The organism is Microcoleus sp. LEGE 07076, from assembly GCF_015207455.1.
In the GTDB taxonomy this organism is placed as follows: domain Bacteria; phylum Cyanobacteriota; class Cyanobacteriia; order Cyanobacteriales; family Microcoleaceae; genus Microcoleus.
This window is the reverse complement of sequence record NZ_JADEWV010000120.1, coordinates 1-19,892: the sequence shown is the minus strand read 5'-3', so window position 1 is coordinate 19,892 and position 19,892 is coordinate 1. Positions and strand designations below refer to the sequence as shown.

Genomic DNA, 19,892 nt, shown 5'->3' with positions numbered 1-19,892 from the left:
ATGCAATACATTAGAATAGTCAGTGTCAACCTCGATCGCAAAAGAGAGCGATCGTGCCAACAAAAGACCTTTATCATCAAGTTGTCAAACAGGCTCTAACCCAGGCTGGCTGGACAATTACCCACGATCCGTATCCCTTGGCTTTTGGGCGAAAAGAAATCGATCGATCGATCTTGGTGCAGAACAGCTATTAGCTGCTGAGAACAACGATCGCAAAATAGCCGTTGAAGTTAAAAGTTTTATCAGAGAGTCTCGAATTGCAGATTTAGAGCAAGCGTTGGGTCAATACACTCTTTACTATGACATATTAAAACGGACTGAATCAGAAAGAAAACTGTATCTTGCAATTCCACTAAATGCTTTTACGGAGCTTTTTGAAGGACAAAGATTTGGTCAGATATTGCTAGATAATAACCGCCTAAATCTTGTTGTTTTCAACCCAAAAAGAGAGGAAATAGTACAATGGATAGCTTAAATAATTATCCCCAACTTGTTAAGCAGCTCCTGACTGAATACGCTGAGATTCCCGTTGGTGACAGCGGGATACAAAGCGAAACAATTTTTGATGTAGAAAATGACCGCTATATGTTAATAAATATAGGTTGGTTTAACGAGCAGCGCATCCACCATTGCGTGATTCATATTGATATTATTGACTCTCAGGTGTGGATTCAAGCAAATAATACAGATCGCCTGATTGGTGAGGAGTTAGTTGCAGCGGGAATTCCGGCCAAATCAATTGTTTTGGGACTTCAACCGCCTGATGTTAGACCTTATACTGCTTAGGTCGTGGCTTCTAGTGAGCAGCAGCGAGAATCCTTGAAAGTATGATGGAGTGGAAGGGATTTGCATTGGAGGGCGAGAATTTATGAGTCGATACAGTAAGGTAAAATGAAAATAATCGCTTAAAGGTTACAACTATGACTTCGGTATCGAGCGGACAATCAGCCATCATTCGCACCGAGCGCGGACTCACGATCGCAGGTACGCGGATTACGCTTTATCAACTGATGGACTACATTTGCGCTGGCTATCCACCCAAGCTAATCCGCAATCAGTTTTACATAACCGACGAACAATTCAACGCAGCGATGTCCTATATTGAAACAAATCGTACTGAAGTAGAATCAGAGTATCAAATAGTTTTGCAACAGGCAGAAGAAATCCGGCAGTATTGGGAAGATCGCAATCGCGATCTGCTCGCTCAGATTGCAGGAATGCCGCCAAAGCCCGATCGACAGGCAGCTTGGGCAAAACTTCAGGCAAGAAAAGCCAGACTTGCTGTATCAAGCTGATGATTTTTATAATTGACCATAATATTGAGGGGCAAGCTCTCATGCTTTTTGGCAGCATAACTGCCGGAGGTTGGGTTGATTTACTATCGATTCGCTTCGTGATTTTTGAAGAAGTTCAGTTACCAATTAATAGTAGCGATCGAATTGTTTGGCGATTTGCTCAAGACAACCAGATGATTCTGCTGACAGCAAATCGCAGTATGAAGGGTACAGACTCGTTAGAGCAAGTTATTCGTGAAGAAAGTTCACCAACTTCGCTACCTGTTGTTACTCTCGGAAACATCGAGCGAGTCGCTGAGCGTGACTACCGGGAGCAATGTGTCGATCGCTTGATTGAGATTGTACTTTACATCGAAAACTATATAGGAGTTGGTCGGATTTTCATTCCTTAACACTGTCGGCTTTCAGGGACGATTGAGCGATCGCGCTTTTTCTTATTTTTTAATTGCGATCGCACTTCAAGAACCTTTAAAGTAGGCGATCGGAGGTGCGATCGCCTTCAGCAAATTCCATTAAATTTGAGTAAAATAAGACAGCCATCATCCCCAAAAAACCTAACTCACCATGCAAACTTCAACATTTGACAGTATTTTAGACGAGATCGAAACATTGTCTATAGACGAACAAACTGCTTTACTTGTCATCATGCACCGAAGACTTAGCGATCGCCGTCGCACCGAAATTGCTGCTAACATTGCACAAGGAAAACAAGACTATCAATCTAGAAAGGTGTTTCGAGGTACAGTTAATGAGGCGATCGCGGAGCTAAACCGTTGAAACTTATCACATGATCTCAATCATTTAAACGTGCCTACAAAGCCCTCATTCATCAAGCATCTCACTGCAATGGCACAAAATCATAACCAGTACCAGAACGAGAATTTTCGTCGCGAATAATTTTCACCAGTTGAATAGGCGCATTGCGATCGCCCGTTGGCAAAAATTTCACTACTCCCGAAGCACCTTGAACAGAGAAGTTGGTTGCTGAAAGCGCTTTTTGGACACCACTGCGAGTGGGATTTTGTTGCAAAGCAGCAATCAATGCTTTAGTTGCATCATAAGCCATTGCGGTACGCCAGTTGACATCTGCACCCCAAAGGCGATCGGCATTTTTAGTAAACTCAGCTTGGGGATCTGCCTCTCTGTGCCAAGGAACTGCTAATACCATCCCTTCGACATCCTGTTTACCTATTTCCAAAGTTTTAATCTGGTAGGGGCTGTCTCCACCCAGTAGTGGTAATTGATTCTGATTCACTCTCGCTACCTGTAAAGCTTTATCGAGAGATGCTGCATCTGGTAAAAGGATAATTACTTCTGCTCCCTGACTAATTGCTTGTTTTACATTATCATTTGCCTTGAAAGTAGAACTAGCAAAGTCAAACTGCTCTGTTACTTTCACACCGTTTTGATTTAGAGCATCCGTCAATTCATTTTTCAGCGATTTGCTGTAATTGCTAGCAGAATTAAAAAATACTGCTATTCTTGGCAATCGTAACTGCCCAGTTGTATAATTTGCTATAGATTGACCTGCTAATTTATCACTCGGTACTGTGCGAAAGATATAGTTACCCAACCCAGAAATTTTTACTGAGGTGCTGGTAGGTGAAATCGCCAAGAGTTGATTTTTCTGGTAAACCTCTCCTGCTGCTATTGTTGCATCACTGCTAAAATGACCAACTACGCCCAATACAGATAGATTTTTGGCTAAGGCATCTGCAATTTCTGTCGCTACTTTGGAATCGTTGCCATCATTAGCAATCATTACTTTTAAAGGAATGTTCTGAATGCCGCCAGCTTTATTGACTTCATCCTGTGCCTGTGCAACACCCCGCATAATTTCATTAGCTGTATCTAGGCTTTGTCCGCCTTGCCCAATGGGTGCAGCTACAGCGATGGTATGAGATTTACTGTTCCCAATACGAGCGTTATTGAGGTAAATTAGTGCTTCGGGAGCGTTCCGATTAGCTTTTATGTAGAACTCTAGCTGGGTTACAGCAGTAGCAAAATCACCCTTTGCAAAGGCTGCTATACCAGCTTGTTTTTGGGTATTGGCATTCCCTGGAATTAAAGAGCGTTCTCCCAAACTCAGGCTTTGACTTTGATTTTTTTGGTTTATTGCTGGCTGAACTATTCCAACAGAAGAAGGTGAAACAGCTAATTTTACTTGAGAACCTGCTGTTATCCACCAAAAGCCTATGAATGCTAAAATTGCACTCATGAGAAAAGCTAAAGGAAAAACTACAGGATTAGTAGTCTGCGATATACCTCGCCTCTTAATTTCCTCTCTCAAACCATTAAAAGTAGATATAAATGATAATACGAAGTATGTGATACTAGCTATGATATTTACGGGAAATGCAATCAACCACTGCCAAAATCCGTCTAATCTAAAACCTAAGACAGAAGCTCTCAGACTGTACCACCAATAGTCGAAGAAGTTATTGATTGTCACTCCATCTTGTCTCATCCAGTCTGTAAAATCATTAACATAAGCAACATTTTTTATAAATTTAATAGTTGTATCTGTGAAAATATCTATATAAATACTTTGACTAATTCCAGAAGATAAATTTGAAATCAAGTTTCCATAATCTAAAATTGTATTCAAAAAGCACAAAACAATTACAAATGGACAGATCAATAAATCTACAGCAGCAATTCCAATTACATAACATAAAGGAGCAGATCCCGCTCCCAAACACAAAAATGATGCCAATACAATATGCCAAAACATTTGGAACAGTAAACCGATTATTCCAGGGTGTCCTTCAATCCCTTCAAAAAAAGCTTTAATTGTCAGATTTATGACAATAAAAGGAACTATAGCAATAATAATATCCAGCCACCATATGCCTGTTATTTTAGTTAAATTTAATATGTTTTCCCAAGAAATATTAGTGCTTAGTTCCTGAAAAAATGCAAAGAATGGTCTAACTATAAACAATAAAAACAAACGCGCTAACAGCATTATTAGAACAGAACCAATAACGCCTAATACAGGGAGAATTACAGGTTCCCAACTTTTTGATGTTGCTGACATTTTTAACCTCTAAACAACTTAATTGTGCAATCTTGTTTGCTTTTGCCGTTATCTACTTAGTGCAATAATCAATAGTTGCTTTGAGATAAGGCACTAATCCTCCAAACCAAGTACCCCAAGCCTGTTTTCCTTCACTGCTATTAATGAAAGAATTCACAGTATTTTGCCACTGAGAATCGTTGGCGGGAAGTATCATCCCATATACGTCACAGGAAAGAGGTTGACTGGGCAATAAAGCAAAATTATCTACAGATAATCCTTGTCTGACTGCTTCTCCTACCAAAAGAACCGTATCGCCCGCGAAAGCAGTAATTTTACCGTTCGACACTGCTGTTATGCCTAAATATCTTTCGGGAAACTGTACTATTTCAGCACGAGGATATACTCTGGCAACTGCGGCTAAATTAGCAGAACCTTGAAGGACGCCAATACTTGTATTTGACAAGTTGACGTTTCTATTTTGATTTTTGACGAGCAACTGTGTGCCTGTAATAAAAAATGCTTCAGAATACTTAATATTTTCGACTTGTTCTTTAGCACCGCTGATTGTGTTAGGCCCACACTCTATATGCACACTTCCGTTTCTCACGATCGCCTCGCGATTTTGAATAGTAGAACGCACGGCTGCTACAGTAATATTTCTGTTCAGCCGTCGGCTGAGGCTGTTTGCTAGTGCATCTGCAAAAGTAGTACAATAGCCTTTCCAGCCTTGTCCGTCTTCATAGCCAAAAAACACAGCATCTTTTCTAATCCCAACTTTTAAAACTCCTGTTTGCTGAATTTCTTGCAAGACAGTCTGCGCCCAGCTTGCCGAAGGAAACAGCACTGTACATATAATGCTAGATGTTAAAAATATCAGTTTTAATCGCTTATTCATTATTCTGTATTAATACCTGTGGATCACTGCTCGCTAGCTATTAGTAAAATACTTTACCAACACGATCTCATCTTTGTCAGTGATAAAAAGTGATAAAAAGTAAGAAAAAGTAAGAACTTTCCCCAAATTCCCCAAAAATCTCTTCTCAGATAGATGCCCCTAGGGTTAAACTCTTCTAACCACCTCACACAACCCAACTTCCTTGGCCTACGACAACACCTGCAAATATCTAGCCGAAAAATTCCCCGCCGCCTTCGTCCACTGGCTACTACCAATAGACGAGCCCACCACTGTTCAGGTACTCAAAACCGAACTAATTCAAGAACCCATTCGAGCCGATTCTCTCGTTTTCCTGCAAACGGATAACCAAATCCTCCATCTCGAATTTGAAACCAGACCCTACTCCGACCCGCCGATCGCCTTCAGAATGCTAGACTACTATGTCAGGCTCAAACGGCAATACTCCTGTTCCATCAATCAAGTAGTGATTTTTTTGCAGCAAACAGCCTCAGAACAAGTTTTTGTATCCGAGTACACAGACGCGAACACCCGACACGGATATCGAGTTATCCGCCTGTGGGAACAAGACCCCGCTTTACTGCTGTCCGTCCCCGGCTTACTCCCACTCGCGACACTATCCCAAACCAACTCCCCGCGAACTTTATTAGAGCAAATCGCTACTCAGATTGCTACAATACAAGAACCTACCCAACAAGCGGATTTACTCGCTTGTACCCAAGTGCTCGCAGGTTTGAGATTTGAAAAAGACTTAATCAGACAACTATTTAGGAAGGAAACTATGCGCGGTTCTGTGATTTACCAAGAAATTCGCGAAGATGGCCTCCTTGAAGGAAGACAACTAGGCCTCCTTGAAGGAAGGAAAGACGAGGCGCTGTCGTTCCTCACTCGCCAGTTGACTCGACGCATCGGTCCGATCGCACCTGAAACCCGCGAGCAAATTCAGACTTTATCCGTAGAAGAATTAGAGGATTTAGGAGAGGCGCTGCTGGATTTTTCATCAGCCTCAGATTTAACCAATTGGTTGAACGAACATCGGCCTTAATTGCTAAGATATAGCCGCCTATTGTCAAAACTTCACCAGATATATACTTTAAGGAAACTTAAGCCATGACCGTTGATGAAGCAATCGCGATCGCAGAAACAGTCCTTGATGGCGAAGGCTTAAACGACGTGCAAGAGCTTATCTTCAGACAATGCTGGGAAGGCAGACATTCCTATGAAGAAATTTCTCAACTCTCTCAATATAATGATGAATACATCAAAGCGCTGGCGGCTAAACTCTGGAAACAACTCTCAGAGGCTTTTGATGAAAAGGTAAAAAAAAATAATTTACGCTCTGTTTTTAAGCGATACTTGCGGCGACATCAAGTGACTTTACATCGAACTCAAGTTATCGGAGTTAACCTCAGCGGTGCTAACTTAACCGGAGCAAGATTATCATTCGCAAACTTAAGTGAATCTGATTCGTCAGCAGATTTACACGGTGCAATTTTAGCTGATTATAATGCAGTATCTGATGAAATTATCAAGGCTGAAAACGTGCATAACCAGGGATTTCTGTCAAGCACAAAAGAACGGATTTATCACTGGAACGATTTGCGCTTTCGCTGCGAAGAAGAAGTAAAAATCGCCGAAGCGCTCGATCGCACAAACACCCTCTTTTTCCCCAACTCCAAAGCCCGCCTCACCACACCCTCCGGCCGACAAAACCAAGAACCCGATTTTCTCATTTTCCACCAAGGCAAATGGGGAATTCTGGAAATATCGCATCCCGACACAGAAAAAGATGAAACGCGCGATCGGCTGTTTGCATCTGGTGGTATCAGCATCATCCACTATTTCGACGCTAACAGATGCCACGAAGAACCCGATCGCGTTGTCCAAGAATTTTTAGATTTATTGAGTCAATAATAGGGCGATCGACAAATAAGGCGGTTGAAAAATGAGAACCATCGCCCGAGAGAGGCGATCGATTAAACTCCCAACCTATTGCATTTTTAGCCAACCATAAACCTGCTCGACCGTTAATCGCAGCGGGATACCTTCTAATACGGGCAATACTTCATTTCCCAAATACAAACGGGGTTGCTGTTCGGGCACAAAAACTAAAATACTGCGATCGTCGGGGTCGAGAAACCAGCCCAACCGACTGCCAAAATTCAAGCAATACAGAATATTTCCAATAACTTTATTCGGCTTTTGTTCGGGTGAAAGAACTTCAACGATCCAATCGGGTGGTAAATTAAACCGATCGGGAACTTCCCTCGTTCCCAGGCTCTGCCTGGTAACGCAGATCCAGAGGCTCCGCCTCGCCCCAACCCACCAACAAACCCTCCATTCCTCGTTCCCAGGCTCTGCCTGGTAACGCAGATCCAGAGGCTCCGCCTCGCCCCAACCCACCAACAAACCCTCGATCGCCCCAATGGGAAGAAGCCGATACAAAGTAATATATTCCGACAACCAACCGCACTTTGTCACCTCTACAATTATCAACTGGATTCCTGTATTCTGTCAAGCAGAAATAGCACAAATAGTCTTAGATTCCTTAAGTTTTCTGCAACGGGAGAAGCGTTTAGCTTTACACGGTTACGTGCTGATGGAAAATCACTTGCACTTAATCGTAACTTCTTCTGAATTGTCAACGCAAATGAGAAATTTTAAATCATTTACAGCTCGCTCCATAATTGACTTGCTTGAAAAAAATCAAGTTACCAACATCCTGGATCAACTCGCATTCTATAAAAAGCTACACAAAAAAGACCAAAAATATCAGCTATGGCAAGAAGGGTTCCACCCGCAAGCTATTTTGGATGAGGCAATGCTGTTGCAAAAATTGGAGTATATCCACAATAATCCTGTTAGGCGCGGCTATGTTGACGATCCGGCTTGTTGGAGATATTCTAGTTATCGAAATTATATGGGTGAGGATGGATTGTTGCCAGTTGATTTGATTGATTTTTGAGTCGGATGATTTGTTTGGAGGAGCGAGGCAGAGCCTGGTAACGAGGGGAAAAAGAATGGAAAAGAGCGAGGCAGAGCCTCGGGATCTGCGTTACCAGGCAGAGCCTGTTAACGAGGAAAGCCTGGTAACGAGGGGAAAAAGAATGGAAAAGAGCGAGGCAGAGCCTCGGGATCTGCGTTACCAGGCAGAGCCTGTTAACGAGGAGAACGAGGAGAACGAGGAGAGCAATACCAAATCTAGCATCTAAGCATCTAATTTTCTAGCTTACTTGGGAACGAGGAAATAGTCTCGCTAAATGTCCTGACTGTCATTTCCCTGCCTAAATCCTGAGCTAGTAAATCGATACCATTAATAACTTTATTTGGCTCTGCGATACTCAAAACATCATAGCATTTTTCCCGATAATCGCGACGATATTGGAAATATTGAATCGCTCGATCGAGCGGTTCCATAACTTGATAAGCTGCTTCCGCTTTGTCGATCGCCCTTTGGGGAATCGGAGTCGCTAACCTTTGCACAGCTAAGTCGATTAAATCTCTAGAATTTACCCGATCGCTCAACTGTCGATCGGCATTTGCCAACAACTTTTCTGCTATACTATCAATTTGATTCAAACAAGGAACAGGCGACAAATTTGGATAATTGGGTTCGCCCAACTCAATTCGCCCTTCACAAACCATCTCGAATTTAATCGTAGTACCGTCAACAATAACTGGAAATTTTATCCCATAAGCTGTTGCGACATTTAAATTTTATTCGTTTTTGACAGACAGTTTAAATGTAGAACACCTTACCAGCCAAGACTGATAATCTTGGCTGATTTGTTGAATAAAACCTAGTTCCTCAGAGCTAGGTTTTCCCAATACTCACCAATAATTCCAGCCAGAATCCTAGGGGGATAGCATTTCCTTGAAAGTCATTTGTTAAAAATCAACAATTTGCCAGCAGATAGCTTAAAAAAATGGGAGTTTTGCTGGAACTTTAAATGCGGTTGCTAGTTTTTTATTGTTCATCTGCTTTCGGAATAAGCGAGGCATAACCTCTCGATTTGCGTTACCAGACAGAGCCTGGTAACGAGGGATTTTATTGGTTTCTGGAGCAGCCGAATTCTATTGGGCGGGTTCTATTCCGTAGGTTCCTAACTTCCCGATAAAATCTCTTCAAGTGCTAATTTCAATGTCGGATATTGATATTGAAAACCGCTAGCTAAAGTTTGTTTAGGCAACACTTTCTGCCCTTCCAGAACAACTTTTGCCCCGTCTCCCAACAGCAATTCTAAAGCAAAACTTGGCACCGGCAGCCAAGAAGGCCGACTTAAAACTTCTCCTAAAGTTTGGCACAATTCATTCATCCGCACTGGATTTGGCGCTGTCGCATTCAAAACGCCTTCAACTTGCGGATTTTGCAAAGCGTACAAAATTAAATCAACCACATCGTCGCGGTGAATCCAAGAAAACCACTGTTTTCCAGTGCCGATCGGTCCGCCTGCAAATAGTTTAAAAGGTGGCAGCATTTTAGCTAGCGCGCCTCCCATTCCCAAGACTATCCCCAGTCGCAAAATTGCTAGTCTTGTACCGGCATTTTTGGCAGGTTGGGCTGCTGCTTCCCAGTCTTTGCAAACGGCGGCTAAAAAATCGTTTCCGGCCGGGCTGTTTTCGTCAAACTCAGCAGTTTCGCTGGTGCCGTAATAGCCGATCGCCGATGCGCTAACAAACACCGATGGTTTAGGATTAGCATTGACGATCGCCTCTACCAATTTTTCCGTGGTCTGTTTGCGGCTGTCCCGAATTGCTTGCTGGCGCGCTTCCGTCCACTTTTCCTCCGCAATGGGAACCCCTGCTAAATTGACAACAGCGTCGCAGCCCGCGATCGAGTTTTGCCAATCACCAGACTCCGCAGGAGTGTAGGCGACAACTTCCAAATTCGGATAAGCTGAAGCCGGAAAAACTCGCAGGGCCTTCTGCGCGTCCCTGCTCAAAACTACTGCTTGATGTCCGGCGGATTGCAGTTTCTCCACCAGCCGGCTACCCACAAATCCCGTTGCTCCCGCGATCGCTACTTTCATCTTTCTTCCCGCACTTGATATCAACAGCAGTTTACACGATCGTCCAAACTTGTTTTAAATTATACAAAAACCAACAGCATCGAGTTCCTCGTCACAGCCCAAGTGGATTTTCATTAAACTGATAAAGGACGCGAGGATCAAAAATAATGCCTGCAAAAAAACCAAAGCTTCTAATTGCTGCCGCCGCCGTCGCAGCAGGTAGCGCCGCGGTCTACTTTTACTTCCGGGGTTTGAGCCAACAAATATCCAACCCTCAAGAAAGCGCTAAAGTTGTACCCGACGAAGCAACGATGGCCGCCTTCATCTCCCCCAATCCCCAAGCGCTGGCTCAGTTGCAGCAACTTGGCACTCCGGGCGCTCAAAAGTTGGTCGGTCAGGGTTTGAAGGCCTTTCAAGAACAAAGCTTGGCAGGCACTCAAATTGACTTTGACAGGGACTTGAAGCCCTGGTTGGGGGGGGTGATGGTGGCTTTGCTGCCGCCTGATGCTGCGCCGAAAACCGACCCTCCTAAACTACTGGTTGTAGTCAGTGTCAAAAATAAAATTAGCGCTTGGAATTTTGCCAATAAATTAAAATCTCAGCAAGGTGCAACAAGTCAAGAAACTGAGTATAAAGGAGTTAAAATTTCGGAAATTGCTGAGCCAACTGGCAAGCGCTACAGTGTGGCTTTGCTGAACGACCAATTAGTCATGGCTCCTTTGAGAAAGCCTGTGGAATTGGCGATCGACACTTTTAAAGGAGAACCCTCCCTCGCCACCCAGCAGAGTACAACTAAGTTTTTTTCTGAGAGTGCTGGGGTAAAGAATCCGATCGCAACTATTTATATTGCTAACTATCCTGCGGCCCTGCAGCAATTGAAAGCTAATTTTCCCGATGATTTGCAGTCGCTTTTGACAGTGATGCAGCAGTTCAAACAAGTCAAGTCAATGGTTGCGGGAATTGGCGCGGACAGTTCGGGATTGAGGGTAAAAACCATCGCTCAGCTATACCCGAAATTACTGCCGCAAAATTCGCAAGCCCCGTCGAAATTGTTGTCGAGATTTCCCGGCGAAACTATTGCTTTAGTCGGCGGTAAGGGACTGGATAAAATTTGGTTGCAGGCGACAGCAGAGGCAAAAAATAGCCCGGAAGTCGATCGGGGAATTCAGCAGGTTCGTGATAGTTTTAAGCGGTTGGATTTGGATGCAGATCGCGATGTTTTTGGGTGGATGAATGGGGAATTTGCGCTCGGGGCGATCGGTTCGGATCGAGGTATTTTGTCTCAGTTGGGGATGGGGGCGGCGATGCTTTTTGAAACGAGCGATCGCCCCGCAGCGGAAGCCACCCTCAAAAAACTCGATGCGATCGCCAAAAGCAACCCCACAGTCAGTGTCGCCACCAGACAAGTGCAGGGAAAACAAGTCACAGAGTGGCAAATACCCCAACAAGGCACTTTATTCGGGCACGGTTGGCTGAATGAAAATTCTGTGTTTGTAGCTTTCGGCGGCCCTTTAATCGATGTCATCACAACAGCGCCACCGCAACCCCTAAGCAGCAGTCCGAGTTTTCAGGCGATCGCCACTTCTTTACCTCCGGCCAACCAAGGTTACTTTTACATAGATATGGAAAAAACCATGTCTTGGGCCAACCGTTATTTGCTCGCAGTACAGCCAAATTTAGTTTCGCCGCCCGTCGCTGAATTGCTCAATTCTCTGCGAGGAGTCAGCGTAGCCACAGCTTCGACAGAACCCACAACTGCTCAGCTTGAAATGCTGTTTGCCTTAAAATATAACAATTAGGCGATCGGGAATCGGGAATTGGTAATTGGTAATTGGTAATTGGGAATTGGTAATTGGTAATTTTTCTATCCATTAAATCCGTTACAGAATCCGTTGCCCAACTTATTTCGATCCGTTACATCCCGTACACAGCTTCTTCCCTCTTCCTTCTTCCTGATGACGTTGGATCCAAAGCTCGGAGGCGACAGCAAAACATGACGGCAGGACGGCAGGACGGCAGGACGGCAGGAGGGCGGGCACTCACAGGCACCGCCCCTACTGACTAATAACCAATAACCAATAACCAACAACTAATAACCAATAACCAATAACCAATAACCAATAACCAATAACCAATAACCAATAACCAATAACCAATAACTAATAACTTCTCAAAAAAAAGTTGCTGCCTCTCCAGGGAGGGCAGCTACTCAAATAAAGCATTTTAATGTCTCTCAAAACTTCTAGATTAACCTTCAGACATTCCCGACTTATTCGGCAATTGCAAGTCATCGGGATCTACATAGTGACAAACTGCTTTGTCCAGGCAAATCAAGGCCCAGCCGGATTTATCAATGCTCATCAACTTGTAAGAAGCTGGCTGAATAAAGAAACCTTTGTGGTTGCGGGTAGCTGGTTTGATGTTAACGTGGCTGTCGTTGCTCATGTCCTTACAACTCCTAGTATTTATGGTAGTCAAGTTTGAAAACCGCTGAGCGGGTTTGTCGATCGTCTAAGTCTTCAAATACTAGCACTGACTTTCTGAGTTTTCCATAAAGTTATTTATTGATTTATTACGAAATCGTAATAACTTCCCAACCTTATTTCCTTGATCCCCGCTCAAAACTCGGCTTTTATCGGCAGTTACGGCTCAAAAAGCCACTGCTTGACACGGGCGAGACTCTTCCAGTCCGGTTTCCTGCTCAATCCTTCTTCAAAATTTTTTTTAACTTCGTCCAGCAACTCTTCCGAAGCCATCAGGAGTTGCTGAGCGACTTCTACGTGGGGGCGCACACCTTTTTCTTTGAGGTCGAGGATCGCGACTGCTAGGTTGATTCGAGCTTGGGGGTCGTGAGGGTTCAATTTTACGGCGGTTTTGGCTGCCTTTTGAGCTGGTGCGGGTTTATTTTCCAACAGGTAGAGCCACGCGAGACTAGCCCAGGCATTGCCATTTTTGGGAGCTTTTTCGCACACTTCTTTGAACACGGGGATCAGATGAGCAGGGGCTTCGCCAGCTTGGTAGCGATCGAAACCTTCTTTAAATAATTCTTCTGGCGTCATGCGATTTGAGATTGAGGATTTGAGATTTGGAATGTTGGATGGAACAGGGCCCGGCGCAATTAATAAATTTCTGCGCCTAGCCCTATTTTAAGTTCATGTAGAAAAAGAACTGCCGCAGCCGCAAGTCTGAGTAGCGTTGGGGTTGGTAAACTTAAAGCCGCCCCCGATCATGGCATCGCTGAAGTCGAGTACCAAGCCGTAGAGATAAAGAATGCTTTTGCGATCGCACACTACCTGAAAACCGTCGTAGTCGAACACCTCATCGTCAGCTTTCACAGTGCTCGGGTCTGCGAAATCCATAACGTAAGACATACCAGAACAGCCGCCCTGGCGCACGCCTACCCGCAAGCAGAGGTCTGTACCTTGTTTTTCTCGAAGAGCTAAAACTTGACGGACAGCAGAGTCCGTCATTTGAATGCCCCGCTTTTGTGAAATGGCTTGAGTCATAATTTGTCGAACTCCTGAGACTGTGCAACGCTAAGAGTTTAATCTTATCCGTCCATTGTACAAGGAATCTGTCAGTTAGCTGTTGGCTGTTGGCTGTTGGCTGTTGGCTGTTGGCTGTTGGCTGTTGGCTGTTGGCTGTTGGCTGTTGGCTGTTGGCTGTTGGCTGTTGGCTGTTGGCTGTTGGCTGTTGGCTGTTGGCTAATAACAACTAACAACTAACAACTAACAACTAACAACTAACAACTAACAACTAACAAATAACAAATAACAAATAACAGATAACAAATAACAAATAACAAATAACAAATAACAAATAACAACTGCCAACTGCCAACAGCTTGATGTCCTCTCCCCCCATAGGGTTTATGATTGAGAAGCAGTGGTTGACCGACTATCGGCACCGCAACAATGCTTCACCCAACGGGCTTACTCTATGGCAGCGCTGAATCGCTCTACTCTTCGTCGGCTACAAAACTTACCTCAAATTCCCAGCGTGTGGGAGGGCGACCGCCGACCCTTATCTAATGCTGACTCGCACATCATGCTAGAGGACGATGACGTTCCAGAAGCCGGGAGCGAGTGCATTCTCTGGGTGGACGGCTCTGAAGGCGTCGTGAGGGCTATGGACGTGGTAGGGTCCGATGCCGGCCCAGAGGCGATCGTCCGGGCTCTGCTGCGGGCAATGGAACATCCCCAAACTCCGGCTCCCGCAGTCCGCCCCCAAAAAATAGTAGTCAAAAACCGAGAAATTCAATTTTACCTGCGGGGCGTCCTTCAAGATTTAGACATTTCCATTGACTACGTACCGGAATTGCCCCTAATTGACGAAATATTTCGGGGCATGGAAGAGGTGGCCATCAACAGACCTCCTGAGTTACCCCCTCAGTACGCCGAAGTTCTTATGGAAAAAGCAGCTCAAATTTGGCACGATGCTCCGTGGCGGACTTTGAGGGAACACCAAATTATATCTATTGAAATCAATCAGTGGGATGTTGCCAGCCTCTACGTGTCTGTATTGGGACAAGGCAGAATGGATTACGGAGTTTTGCTATACCGTTCTCTAGAATCCTTGAAGCGGTTTCGAGAGCGAGTCGTCAACGATGAATCTTTTGAAGATTTAGAACAGGCTTTTTTAGGGCAGGACTGTTTGTTTCTCACCTTTGAAAGTGCCGGAGATTTTGATGAGGACGATGAGGATGACGAAATTGATTTAGCCGATTTGCCTCCATCGGAAATTGAACCAAATTTTGGTAATCTCCATCCTTTAGAAGGATTGCGATCGATTCTTTACGAAGAAGAAGCTCTCACGATGTTAGTTGCTCTCGAAGCCTTTCACCGCTTTTTCCGCAACAGCCGCCGGAAATTGGGAGCAGATACATTTCCAACTCTCAGCAGTCGCTACCGCATCCCTGTTCCGCAGTCTGATGGAGCAATTCAGCAGGTATCCGTTAAAGTTTCGACGATGCCTGATGTGTCCGTCGAATTGTTAGATATGCTCGACGGTGACGGTGATGACGATGATGATGATGATGAATTTGAAATGCCACTGTTGCGAGACGATTTAGTCCCGCCAAATTCATTTTTGAGTCTCGGCGCAGTGCCTTGGTCAACGGTAGAGTTTCTGCGCGTAAGTGTCCAGTTTCACCAAAGTGCAGAAATTGATCATATTAATACCGCCGGAGACGGTTTGCCTGTGGTGATGATCCAGACTTCCCACCCGAAGGCGAAAACTATGATTCAGGATTTGAAAGAAGCTGGAGGGGTGAAGGCACTTTGCTTTAATCCGGGCGAAGATCCTTTTCAAGACGAGCAGTACGATTTGGGTATTTTGCAAGCTAAAAATGGAGAGCTCTATTTGTTTGGCGAATTTAATGAAAACGATCCGGTGCATCAGGAAGCTCGTCAAAAGTGGGAGCACCGCTGTCAATTAACGAACGGTTGGTGCGGTTTGGTGATTGCTAAAGGGTTGATGGGTGCTTCTCGCGGTCAGCCTCAGTTTAAGGATATGATCGCTTTGTTTGAGGTGCGCTGGGTGTCTGCTAAAGATTTGGGAATTGGGCCGCTTGAGTTGATGCCGATGTTTTGATGTCAGTTGTTAGTTGTTAGTTATTAGTTATTAGTTATTAGTTACTCGTGTGCTGCTGCTAATAACCAATAACTAACAACCAATGATATTAGTCACCAGTCAACAGTTAGCAGTCATTTTTTTTATTTGAATTGGCAAGGAGAATGATCGTGTCAAATTCTACTCAAAAGCGAGAAGTGTTAGTTGCCCTTGATGCTGAATTCGCGGATAAAATAGATTAGTTGACTGATGATTGGACGGAGGCGATCGAACAAGCTCTCCGTCTCTGGTACGCTAAGCAAATCGAAGATAAGTTGCGGAAGTTTTATCAAAACCGCAGCCAAGAAGATATGGAGGATGAAAAAGAGTGGTTTAATTTGGTAGAGGAACAGGTAGAAGAAACATGGAGCAGCGATGGACTCTAACTCAACAGCGAAAACTTATCCCCGCCAAGGTGAGATTTACCTTTCTTTGTTCTTTGCGTCAGTTAGGAGATACCAAAAAAAGACCTGTAGTTGTGGTTTCTGCCGATATCCGCAACGAGTTTACCGATTCTGTCATTGTTGTTTTTTTCACAAGTAACCTTGCAGGAGTAGAAAATCCTACTCGCGTCTTGATTCCTGCGGGTGAGGGAGGATTGCAAGCTGATTCTCTAGCTGTATGCGAAAACGTTTCTGCTTTGCGACAGACATTCCTAGAACAAGGCCCTTACGGTGAAATTAGTGCTGTGTGTTTGGCAAGAATATAGAGGGCTGTACAAGTGTCGATCGGCATTTACGAACTTTAATAATATTTCTGATATTCTAAAATTTGTTACAATCTGTAAACATACTGATAAGGAATTGTAAAATGCGGGTTGCGATCGCAGGTGCGGGACTGGCTGGAATGACCACAGCAGTCGATTTAGTGGATGCCGGCCACGAAGTAGAAATTTTTGAGTCCCGCCCCTTTGTAGGCGGTAAAGTCGGCAGTTGGGTAGATCCAGACGGCAATCACGTTGAAATGGGTTTGCACGTCTTCTTCGGCTGCTATTATAACTTATTTGCCCTGATGAAAAAAGTCGGGGCCTTTGACGATTTGCTCGTCAAAGAACACGTCCACACTTTTATCAATCGAGGCGGCGAAACAGGTAGTTTAGATTTTCGCTTTCCGGTGGGTGCTCCTTTGCACGGATTGAAGGCATTTTTCACTACATCGCAGCTATCCGTACAGGACAAAATCCAAAATTCGATCGCCCTGGGAACTAGCCCCATCGTCAGAGGTTTGATCGACTTTGACGGAGCGATGAAAACTATCCGCGATTTGGATAAAATTAGCTTTGCTGACTGGTTTCGCAGCCACGGCGGCAACCAAAACTCGCTCAAAAGAATGTGGAATCCGATCGCCTACGCACTAGGTTTTATCGACACTGAAAATATTTCTGCCCGGTGTATGTTGACAATATTTCAATTATTTGCTACCAAAACCGAAGCATCAAGGATGCGAATGCTGGCCGGTTCTCCCAGCGAATATTTGCACAAGCCAATCGTGGAATATTTGGAAAAGAAAGGCACGAAAATTCACACGCGGCGCCGAGTGCGAGAAATTCAGTTTCAAGAAGGTGCAGAAACTCGCGTCACCGGCTTAGCAGTAGCCAGCGGCGAAACGGAAGAAATTATTACCGCCGATGCTTATGTTTTTGCCTTAGATGTGCCGGGAATTCAAAAAATACTGCCCCCAGCTTGGCGGAAATGGTCGGAATTTGACAATATTTACCAATTGGATGCTGTACCAGTTGCTACAGTGCAATTGCGGTTCGACGGTTGGGTAACGGAATTGGAAGATGAAGCGCAGCGCAAACAGTTGAGCCACGCTGTCGGAATTGATAATTTGCTATATTCAGCAGATGCAGATTTTTCTTGTTTTGCAGATTTGGCACTGACAAGTCCCAAGGATTATTATAAGGAAGGACAAGGTTCTCTGTTGCAGTTGGTGCTGACACCGGGCGATCCGTTTATCAAACAAAGCAATGAGGCGATCGCCCAACACGTACTCAAGCAAGTTCAAGATTTATTTCCATCAGCGCGGGAATTAAATATGACTTGGTACAGTGTAGTTAAGTTGGCTCAATCTCTGTATCGCGAAGCACCGGGAATGGATGTTTATCGCCCCGCTCAAAAAACTCCTGTTGCTAACTTCTTTTTAGCAGGAAGTTACACTCAGCAAGACTACATTGATAGCATGGAAGGTGCAACACTTTCCGGTCATCAAGCGGCCAAGGCAATTATGGAAGCTTACAGTCAGCAGTCAGCAGTCAGCAGTCAGCAGTCAGCAGTCATTAGTTATTAGTTGGTTGTTGGTTCCTATTTGTTGGTAATAATAACCCATAATATCGTTTCTGGTTGCATTGGAATTATATATTTCGATCTACGAGAGTGCGAGCGTCCTAGCTCCCTATTTAGGTAGCCAGCTAGGACGCTCGCACTCTGATAATTCCGATGCTACCGGATTTGATATAACCAATTCCCAATTCCCAATTCCCCATTCCCAATCTAAAATCTAAAATCTAAAATCCCATGACTGATTGGTTAGAACACAGCGTACAAGTAGAAGTAGCAATTCCCATCGAATTAGCGTGGGAACTTTGGTCGGATTTAGAGCAAATGCCGCGCTGGATGAAGTGGATCGAATCAGTTCGAGTTCTCGAAGAAAATCCAGAACTGTCTCGCTGGAAACTGGCAACTGGCGGGTTAGAATTTAGCTGGCTTTCTCGGATTCTCAAATTAGTGCCAAATCAGATAATTCAGTGGGAATCGGTAGACGGTTTGCCAAATCGAGGTGCGGTGCGGTTTTACGATCGCAAAAACAGCAGCATTGTCAAACTAACGGTGGCTTATGGAGTTCCCGGGTGGCTGGCAAAATTGATGGACAATTCATTTCTAGCGCGAGTCGTTGAATCGACTCTTATGGCTGACTTGGAGAGGTTTAAAGAGTATGCTATGAATGTTAAAGCTAGATATTAAAGGCTGCGGACTGAAGTCCTCACTACGAACCAGTTTGTAGTGAGGACTTCAGTCCTTTGGTTTTTAATTGTAACGCAAAGGTCGAGATCCCTTTTGCTTCAGTATCATAGAAATATGCTGCTGATTCCTAGCAAACTATGAGTTATTGCCTAAACCCCGCCTGTCAAAACCCGCAAAATGCCGATCGTACCCAATATTGCCTGAATTGCGGTTCCAAACTGTTACTCAGAGAACGTTACCGCGCCATCAAACCCCTCGGTAGAGGCGGTTTCGGCCGCACTTTTTTAGCAGTAGACGAAGACAAACCCTCGAAACCGCGCTGTGCAATCAAGCAGTTTTTCCCGCTATCCCAAGGAACGAGCAGCGCCGAAAAAGCAGCAGAATTATTCAACCGAGAAGCGGTGCGGCTGGACGAATTGGGGAAACACCCACAAATTCCCGAGTTGCTGGCGCACTTTCAGCAGGAACGCTATCAGTATTTGGTGCAGGAATTTATAGAAGGTGAGAATTTACAGCAAGAATTAGCGCGGACTGGGCCGTTCAGCGAAAGTAAAATTCTCAGTTTGCTGAAGGATTTATTGCCAGTATTGCAGTTCGTGCACGATCGCAATGTAATTCACCGAGACATCAAACCACCAAATATTATCCGCCGTCGCATTGCTCAAACTCCGATTATTTATACTTACCCAAACTTAACTGGGGAATTAGTTTTAGTTGATTTTGGTGCTGCAAAACTTGTGGAGGGTTTGAGAGAAACAGGTACAGTCATCGGTTCGCCAGAATTCGTCGCGCCGGAACAAATTCGAGGCCAAGCGGTTTATGCCAGCGATTTGTACAGTTTGGGAGTAACTTGCATTTATTTGCTGACTCAAATATCTCCTTTTGATTTGTTCGATATCAATCAGGATGCTTGGGTTTGGCGAGATTTTTTGAAGGTTCAAATCGATCCGAAATTAAGCCGTATCCTCGACAAAACGATCGAACCGAGTCTGAGTCGTCGCTACAAATCTGTAGCTGAGGTATTGAAAGATTTGCAGCCGCAGCAGTCGGGGGCACGCACGGGGGCACCGCATCAGGGGG

At 44.5% G+C, this 19,892-nt stretch carries 26 protein-coding genes; 17 read left to right on the top strand and 9 right to left on the bottom strand.

The window, feature by feature from the left end:
• Positions 1-53: 53 nt before the first annotated feature.
• From IQ270_RS32370 to IQ270_RS19065, 6 genes are all read left to right on the top strand, one after another.
• The gene (locus IQ270_RS32370; protein ID WP_339384227.1) at positions 54-194 is read left to right on the top strand and encodes an element excision factor XisH family protein; all 141 of its coding nucleotides are present in this window, start codon (positions 54-56) and stop codon (positions 192-194) included.
• A complete protein-coding gene (locus IQ270_RS19085; RefSeq protein WP_339384226.1) occupies positions 167-475 on the top strand; it encodes an element excision factor XisH family protein in 309 nt (102 codons plus the stop codon). The genes IQ270_RS32370 and IQ270_RS19085 overlap by 28 nt, the downstream gene beginning before the upstream one ends.
• Entirely contained in the window at positions 463-786 is a 324-nt protein-coding gene (locus tag IQ270_RS19080) for a XisI protein (protein ID WP_193974724.1), read from the top strand. The genes IQ270_RS19085 and IQ270_RS19080 overlap by 13 nt, the downstream gene beginning before the upstream one ends.
• 134 nt (positions 787-920) lie before the next feature.
• Positions 921-1,295, top strand: a complete 375-nt coding sequence (locus IQ270_RS19075; protein ID WP_193974723.1) for a DUF433 domain-containing protein — start codon at positions 921-923, stop codon at positions 1,293-1,295.
• Positions 1,295-1,687, top strand: a complete 393-nt coding sequence (locus tag IQ270_RS19070) for an ACP S-malonyltransferase (RefSeq protein ID WP_193974722.1) — start codon at positions 1,295-1,297, stop codon at positions 1,685-1,687. Before IQ270_RS19075 ends, IQ270_RS19070 begins: the two co-directional genes overlap by 1 nt.
• A 172-nt stretch (positions 1,688-1,859) precedes the next feature.
• On the top strand, positions 1,860-2,072 hold the full coding sequence (locus tag IQ270_RS19065) for a hypothetical protein (RefSeq protein WP_193974721.1): 213 nt from the start codon (positions 1,860-1,862) through the stop codon (positions 2,070-2,072).
• A gap of 61 nt (positions 2,073-2,133) precedes the next feature.
• On the opposite strand, the gene IQ270_RS31200 is transcribed toward IQ270_RS19065, so the two are convergent.
• Both IQ270_RS31200 and IQ270_RS19055 read right to left on the bottom strand, forming a co-directional pair.
• Positions 2,134-4,335 (bottom strand): ABC transporter substrate-binding protein, encoded by a 2,202-nt coding sequence (locus tag IQ270_RS31200; RefSeq protein WP_228056501.1) that lies wholly within the window; start codon positions 4,333-4,335, stop codon positions 2,134-2,136.
• A 52-nt stretch (positions 4,336-4,387) separates the two neighbouring features.
• A complete protein-coding gene (locus IQ270_RS19055; RefSeq protein WP_193974720.1) occupies positions 4,388-5,212 on the bottom strand; it encodes a transporter substrate-binding domain-containing protein in 825 nt (274 codons plus the stop codon).
• A 202-nt stretch (positions 5,213-5,414) separates the two neighbouring features.
• Here IQ270_RS19055 and IQ270_RS19050 point away from each other — a divergent pair, with 202 nt between their 5' ends.
• Both IQ270_RS19050 and IQ270_RS19045 read left to right on the top strand, forming a co-directional pair.
• Complete coding sequence (locus IQ270_RS19050; RefSeq protein ID WP_193974719.1) at positions 5,415-6,275, top strand: DUF4351 domain-containing protein; 861 nt, start codon at positions 5,415-5,417, stop codon at positions 6,273-6,275.
• Between the two features lie 65 nt (positions 6,276-6,340).
• Entirely contained in the window at positions 6,341-7,144 is an 804-nt protein-coding gene (locus IQ270_RS19045; protein WP_193974718.1) for a pentapeptide repeat-containing protein, read from the top strand.
• A gap of 75 nt (positions 7,145-7,219) precedes the next feature.
• Here IQ270_RS19045 and IQ270_RS19040 read toward each other — a convergent pair whose 3' ends face one another.
• Positions 7,220-7,675, bottom strand: coding sequence for a Uma2 family endonuclease (locus tag IQ270_RS19040; RefSeq protein WP_228056500.1), 456 nt, complete (start codon positions 7,673-7,675; stop codon positions 7,220-7,222).
• On the opposite strand from IQ270_RS19040, the gene IQ270_RS19035 reads away from it, so the two are divergent.
• Together IQ270_RS19035 and IQ270_RS19030 are read left to right on the top strand one after the other, a co-directional pair.
• A complete protein-coding gene (locus IQ270_RS19035; RefSeq protein WP_193974716.1) occupies positions 7,656-8,195 on the top strand; it encodes a transposase in 540 nt (179 codons plus the stop codon). The two genes, IQ270_RS19040 and IQ270_RS19035, sit on opposite strands and share 20 nt — an antisense overlap.
• Positions 8,196-8,250: 55 nt before the next feature.
• Positions 8,251-8,442 carry a hypothetical protein gene (locus IQ270_RS19030; RefSeq protein ID WP_193974715.1) on the top strand — a complete coding sequence of 64 codons (192 nt, stop codon included), beginning with the start codon at positions 8,251-8,253 and terminating at the stop codon, positions 8,440-8,442.
• A gap of 4 nt (positions 8,443-8,446) precedes the next feature.
• Here IQ270_RS19030 and IQ270_RS31195 read toward each other — a convergent pair whose 3' ends face one another.
• Positions 8,447-8,887, bottom strand: coding sequence for a hypothetical protein (locus IQ270_RS31195; protein WP_339384225.1), 441 nt, complete (start codon positions 8,885-8,887; stop codon positions 8,447-8,449).
• Between the two features lie 446 nt (positions 8,888-9,333).
• Complete coding sequence (locus tag IQ270_RS19020) at positions 9,334-10,260, bottom strand: TIGR01777 family oxidoreductase (RefSeq protein WP_193974714.1); 927 nt, start codon at positions 10,258-10,260, stop codon at positions 9,334-9,336.
• Positions 10,261-10,406: 146 nt separating this feature from the next.
• Between IQ270_RS19020 and IQ270_RS19015 the strand changes: the two genes are divergently transcribed.
• Positions 10,407-12,038 carry a DUF3352 domain-containing protein gene (locus tag IQ270_RS19015; RefSeq protein ID WP_193974713.1) on the top strand — a complete coding sequence of 544 codons (1,632 nt, stop codon included), beginning with the start codon at positions 10,407-10,409 and terminating at the stop codon, positions 12,036-12,038.
• A 448-nt stretch (positions 12,039-12,486) separates the two neighbouring features.
• Here IQ270_RS19015 and IQ270_RS19010 read toward each other — a convergent pair whose 3' ends face one another.
• The 4 genes from IQ270_RS19010 to IQ270_RS18995 form a co-directional block, all read right to left on the bottom strand.
• Entirely contained in the window at positions 12,487-12,684 is a 198-nt protein-coding gene (locus tag IQ270_RS19010) for a hypothetical protein (protein WP_193974712.1), read from the bottom strand.
• Positions 12,685-12,881: 197 nt separating this feature from the next.
• Positions 12,882-13,298, bottom strand: coding sequence for a M48 family metallopeptidase (locus IQ270_RS19005; protein WP_193974711.1), 417 nt, complete (start codon positions 13,296-13,298; stop codon positions 12,882-12,884).
• 93 nt (positions 13,299-13,391) lie between these two features.
• Complete coding sequence (locus IQ270_RS19000) at positions 13,392-13,745, bottom strand: iron-sulfur cluster assembly accessory protein (RefSeq protein ID WP_193974710.1); 354 nt, start codon at positions 13,743-13,745, stop codon at positions 13,392-13,394.
• Between the two features lie 71 nt (positions 13,746-13,816).
• Positions 13,817-13,960: a hypothetical protein gene (locus tag IQ270_RS18995; protein WP_193974709.1), complete on the bottom strand. Its 144-nt coding sequence runs from the start codon at positions 13,958-13,960 to the stop codon at positions 13,817-13,819.
• A 218-nt stretch (positions 13,961-14,178) separates the two neighbouring features.
• On the opposite strand from IQ270_RS18995, the gene IQ270_RS18990 reads away from it, so the two are divergent.
• From IQ270_RS18990 to IQ270_RS18965, 6 genes are all read left to right on the top strand, one after another.
• The gene (locus IQ270_RS18990; protein WP_193974708.1) at positions 14,179-15,831 is read left to right on the top strand and encodes a hypothetical protein; all 1,653 of its coding nucleotides are present in this window, start codon (positions 14,179-14,181) and stop codon (positions 15,829-15,831) included.
• 221 nt (positions 15,832-16,052) lie between these two features.
• Positions 16,053-16,235: a hypothetical protein gene (locus tag IQ270_RS18985; RefSeq protein ID WP_228056498.1), complete on the top strand. Its 183-nt coding sequence runs from the start codon at positions 16,053-16,055 to the stop codon at positions 16,233-16,235.
• Entirely contained in the window at positions 16,214-16,558 is a 345-nt protein-coding gene (locus tag IQ270_RS18980; protein WP_228056497.1) for a type II toxin-antitoxin system PemK/MazF family toxin, read from the top strand. The genes IQ270_RS18985 and IQ270_RS18980 overlap by 22 nt, the downstream gene beginning before the upstream one ends.
• A 101-nt stretch (positions 16,559-16,659) precedes the next feature.
• Positions 16,660-18,138, top strand: a complete 1,479-nt coding sequence (gene zds / locus IQ270_RS18975) for a 9,9'-di-cis-zeta-carotene desaturase (RefSeq protein WP_193974707.1) — start codon at positions 16,660-16,662, stop codon at positions 18,136-18,138.
• A 227-nt stretch (positions 18,139-18,365) separates the two neighbouring features.
• Entirely contained in the window at positions 18,366-18,812 is a 447-nt protein-coding gene (locus IQ270_RS18970; RefSeq protein ID WP_193974706.1) for an SRPBCC family protein, read from the top strand.
• Between the two features lie 137 nt (positions 18,813-18,949).
• On the top strand, positions 18,950-19,892 hold a 943-nt coding region (locus IQ270_RS18965), incomplete at its 3' end, for a serine/threonine-protein kinase (protein WP_193974705.1).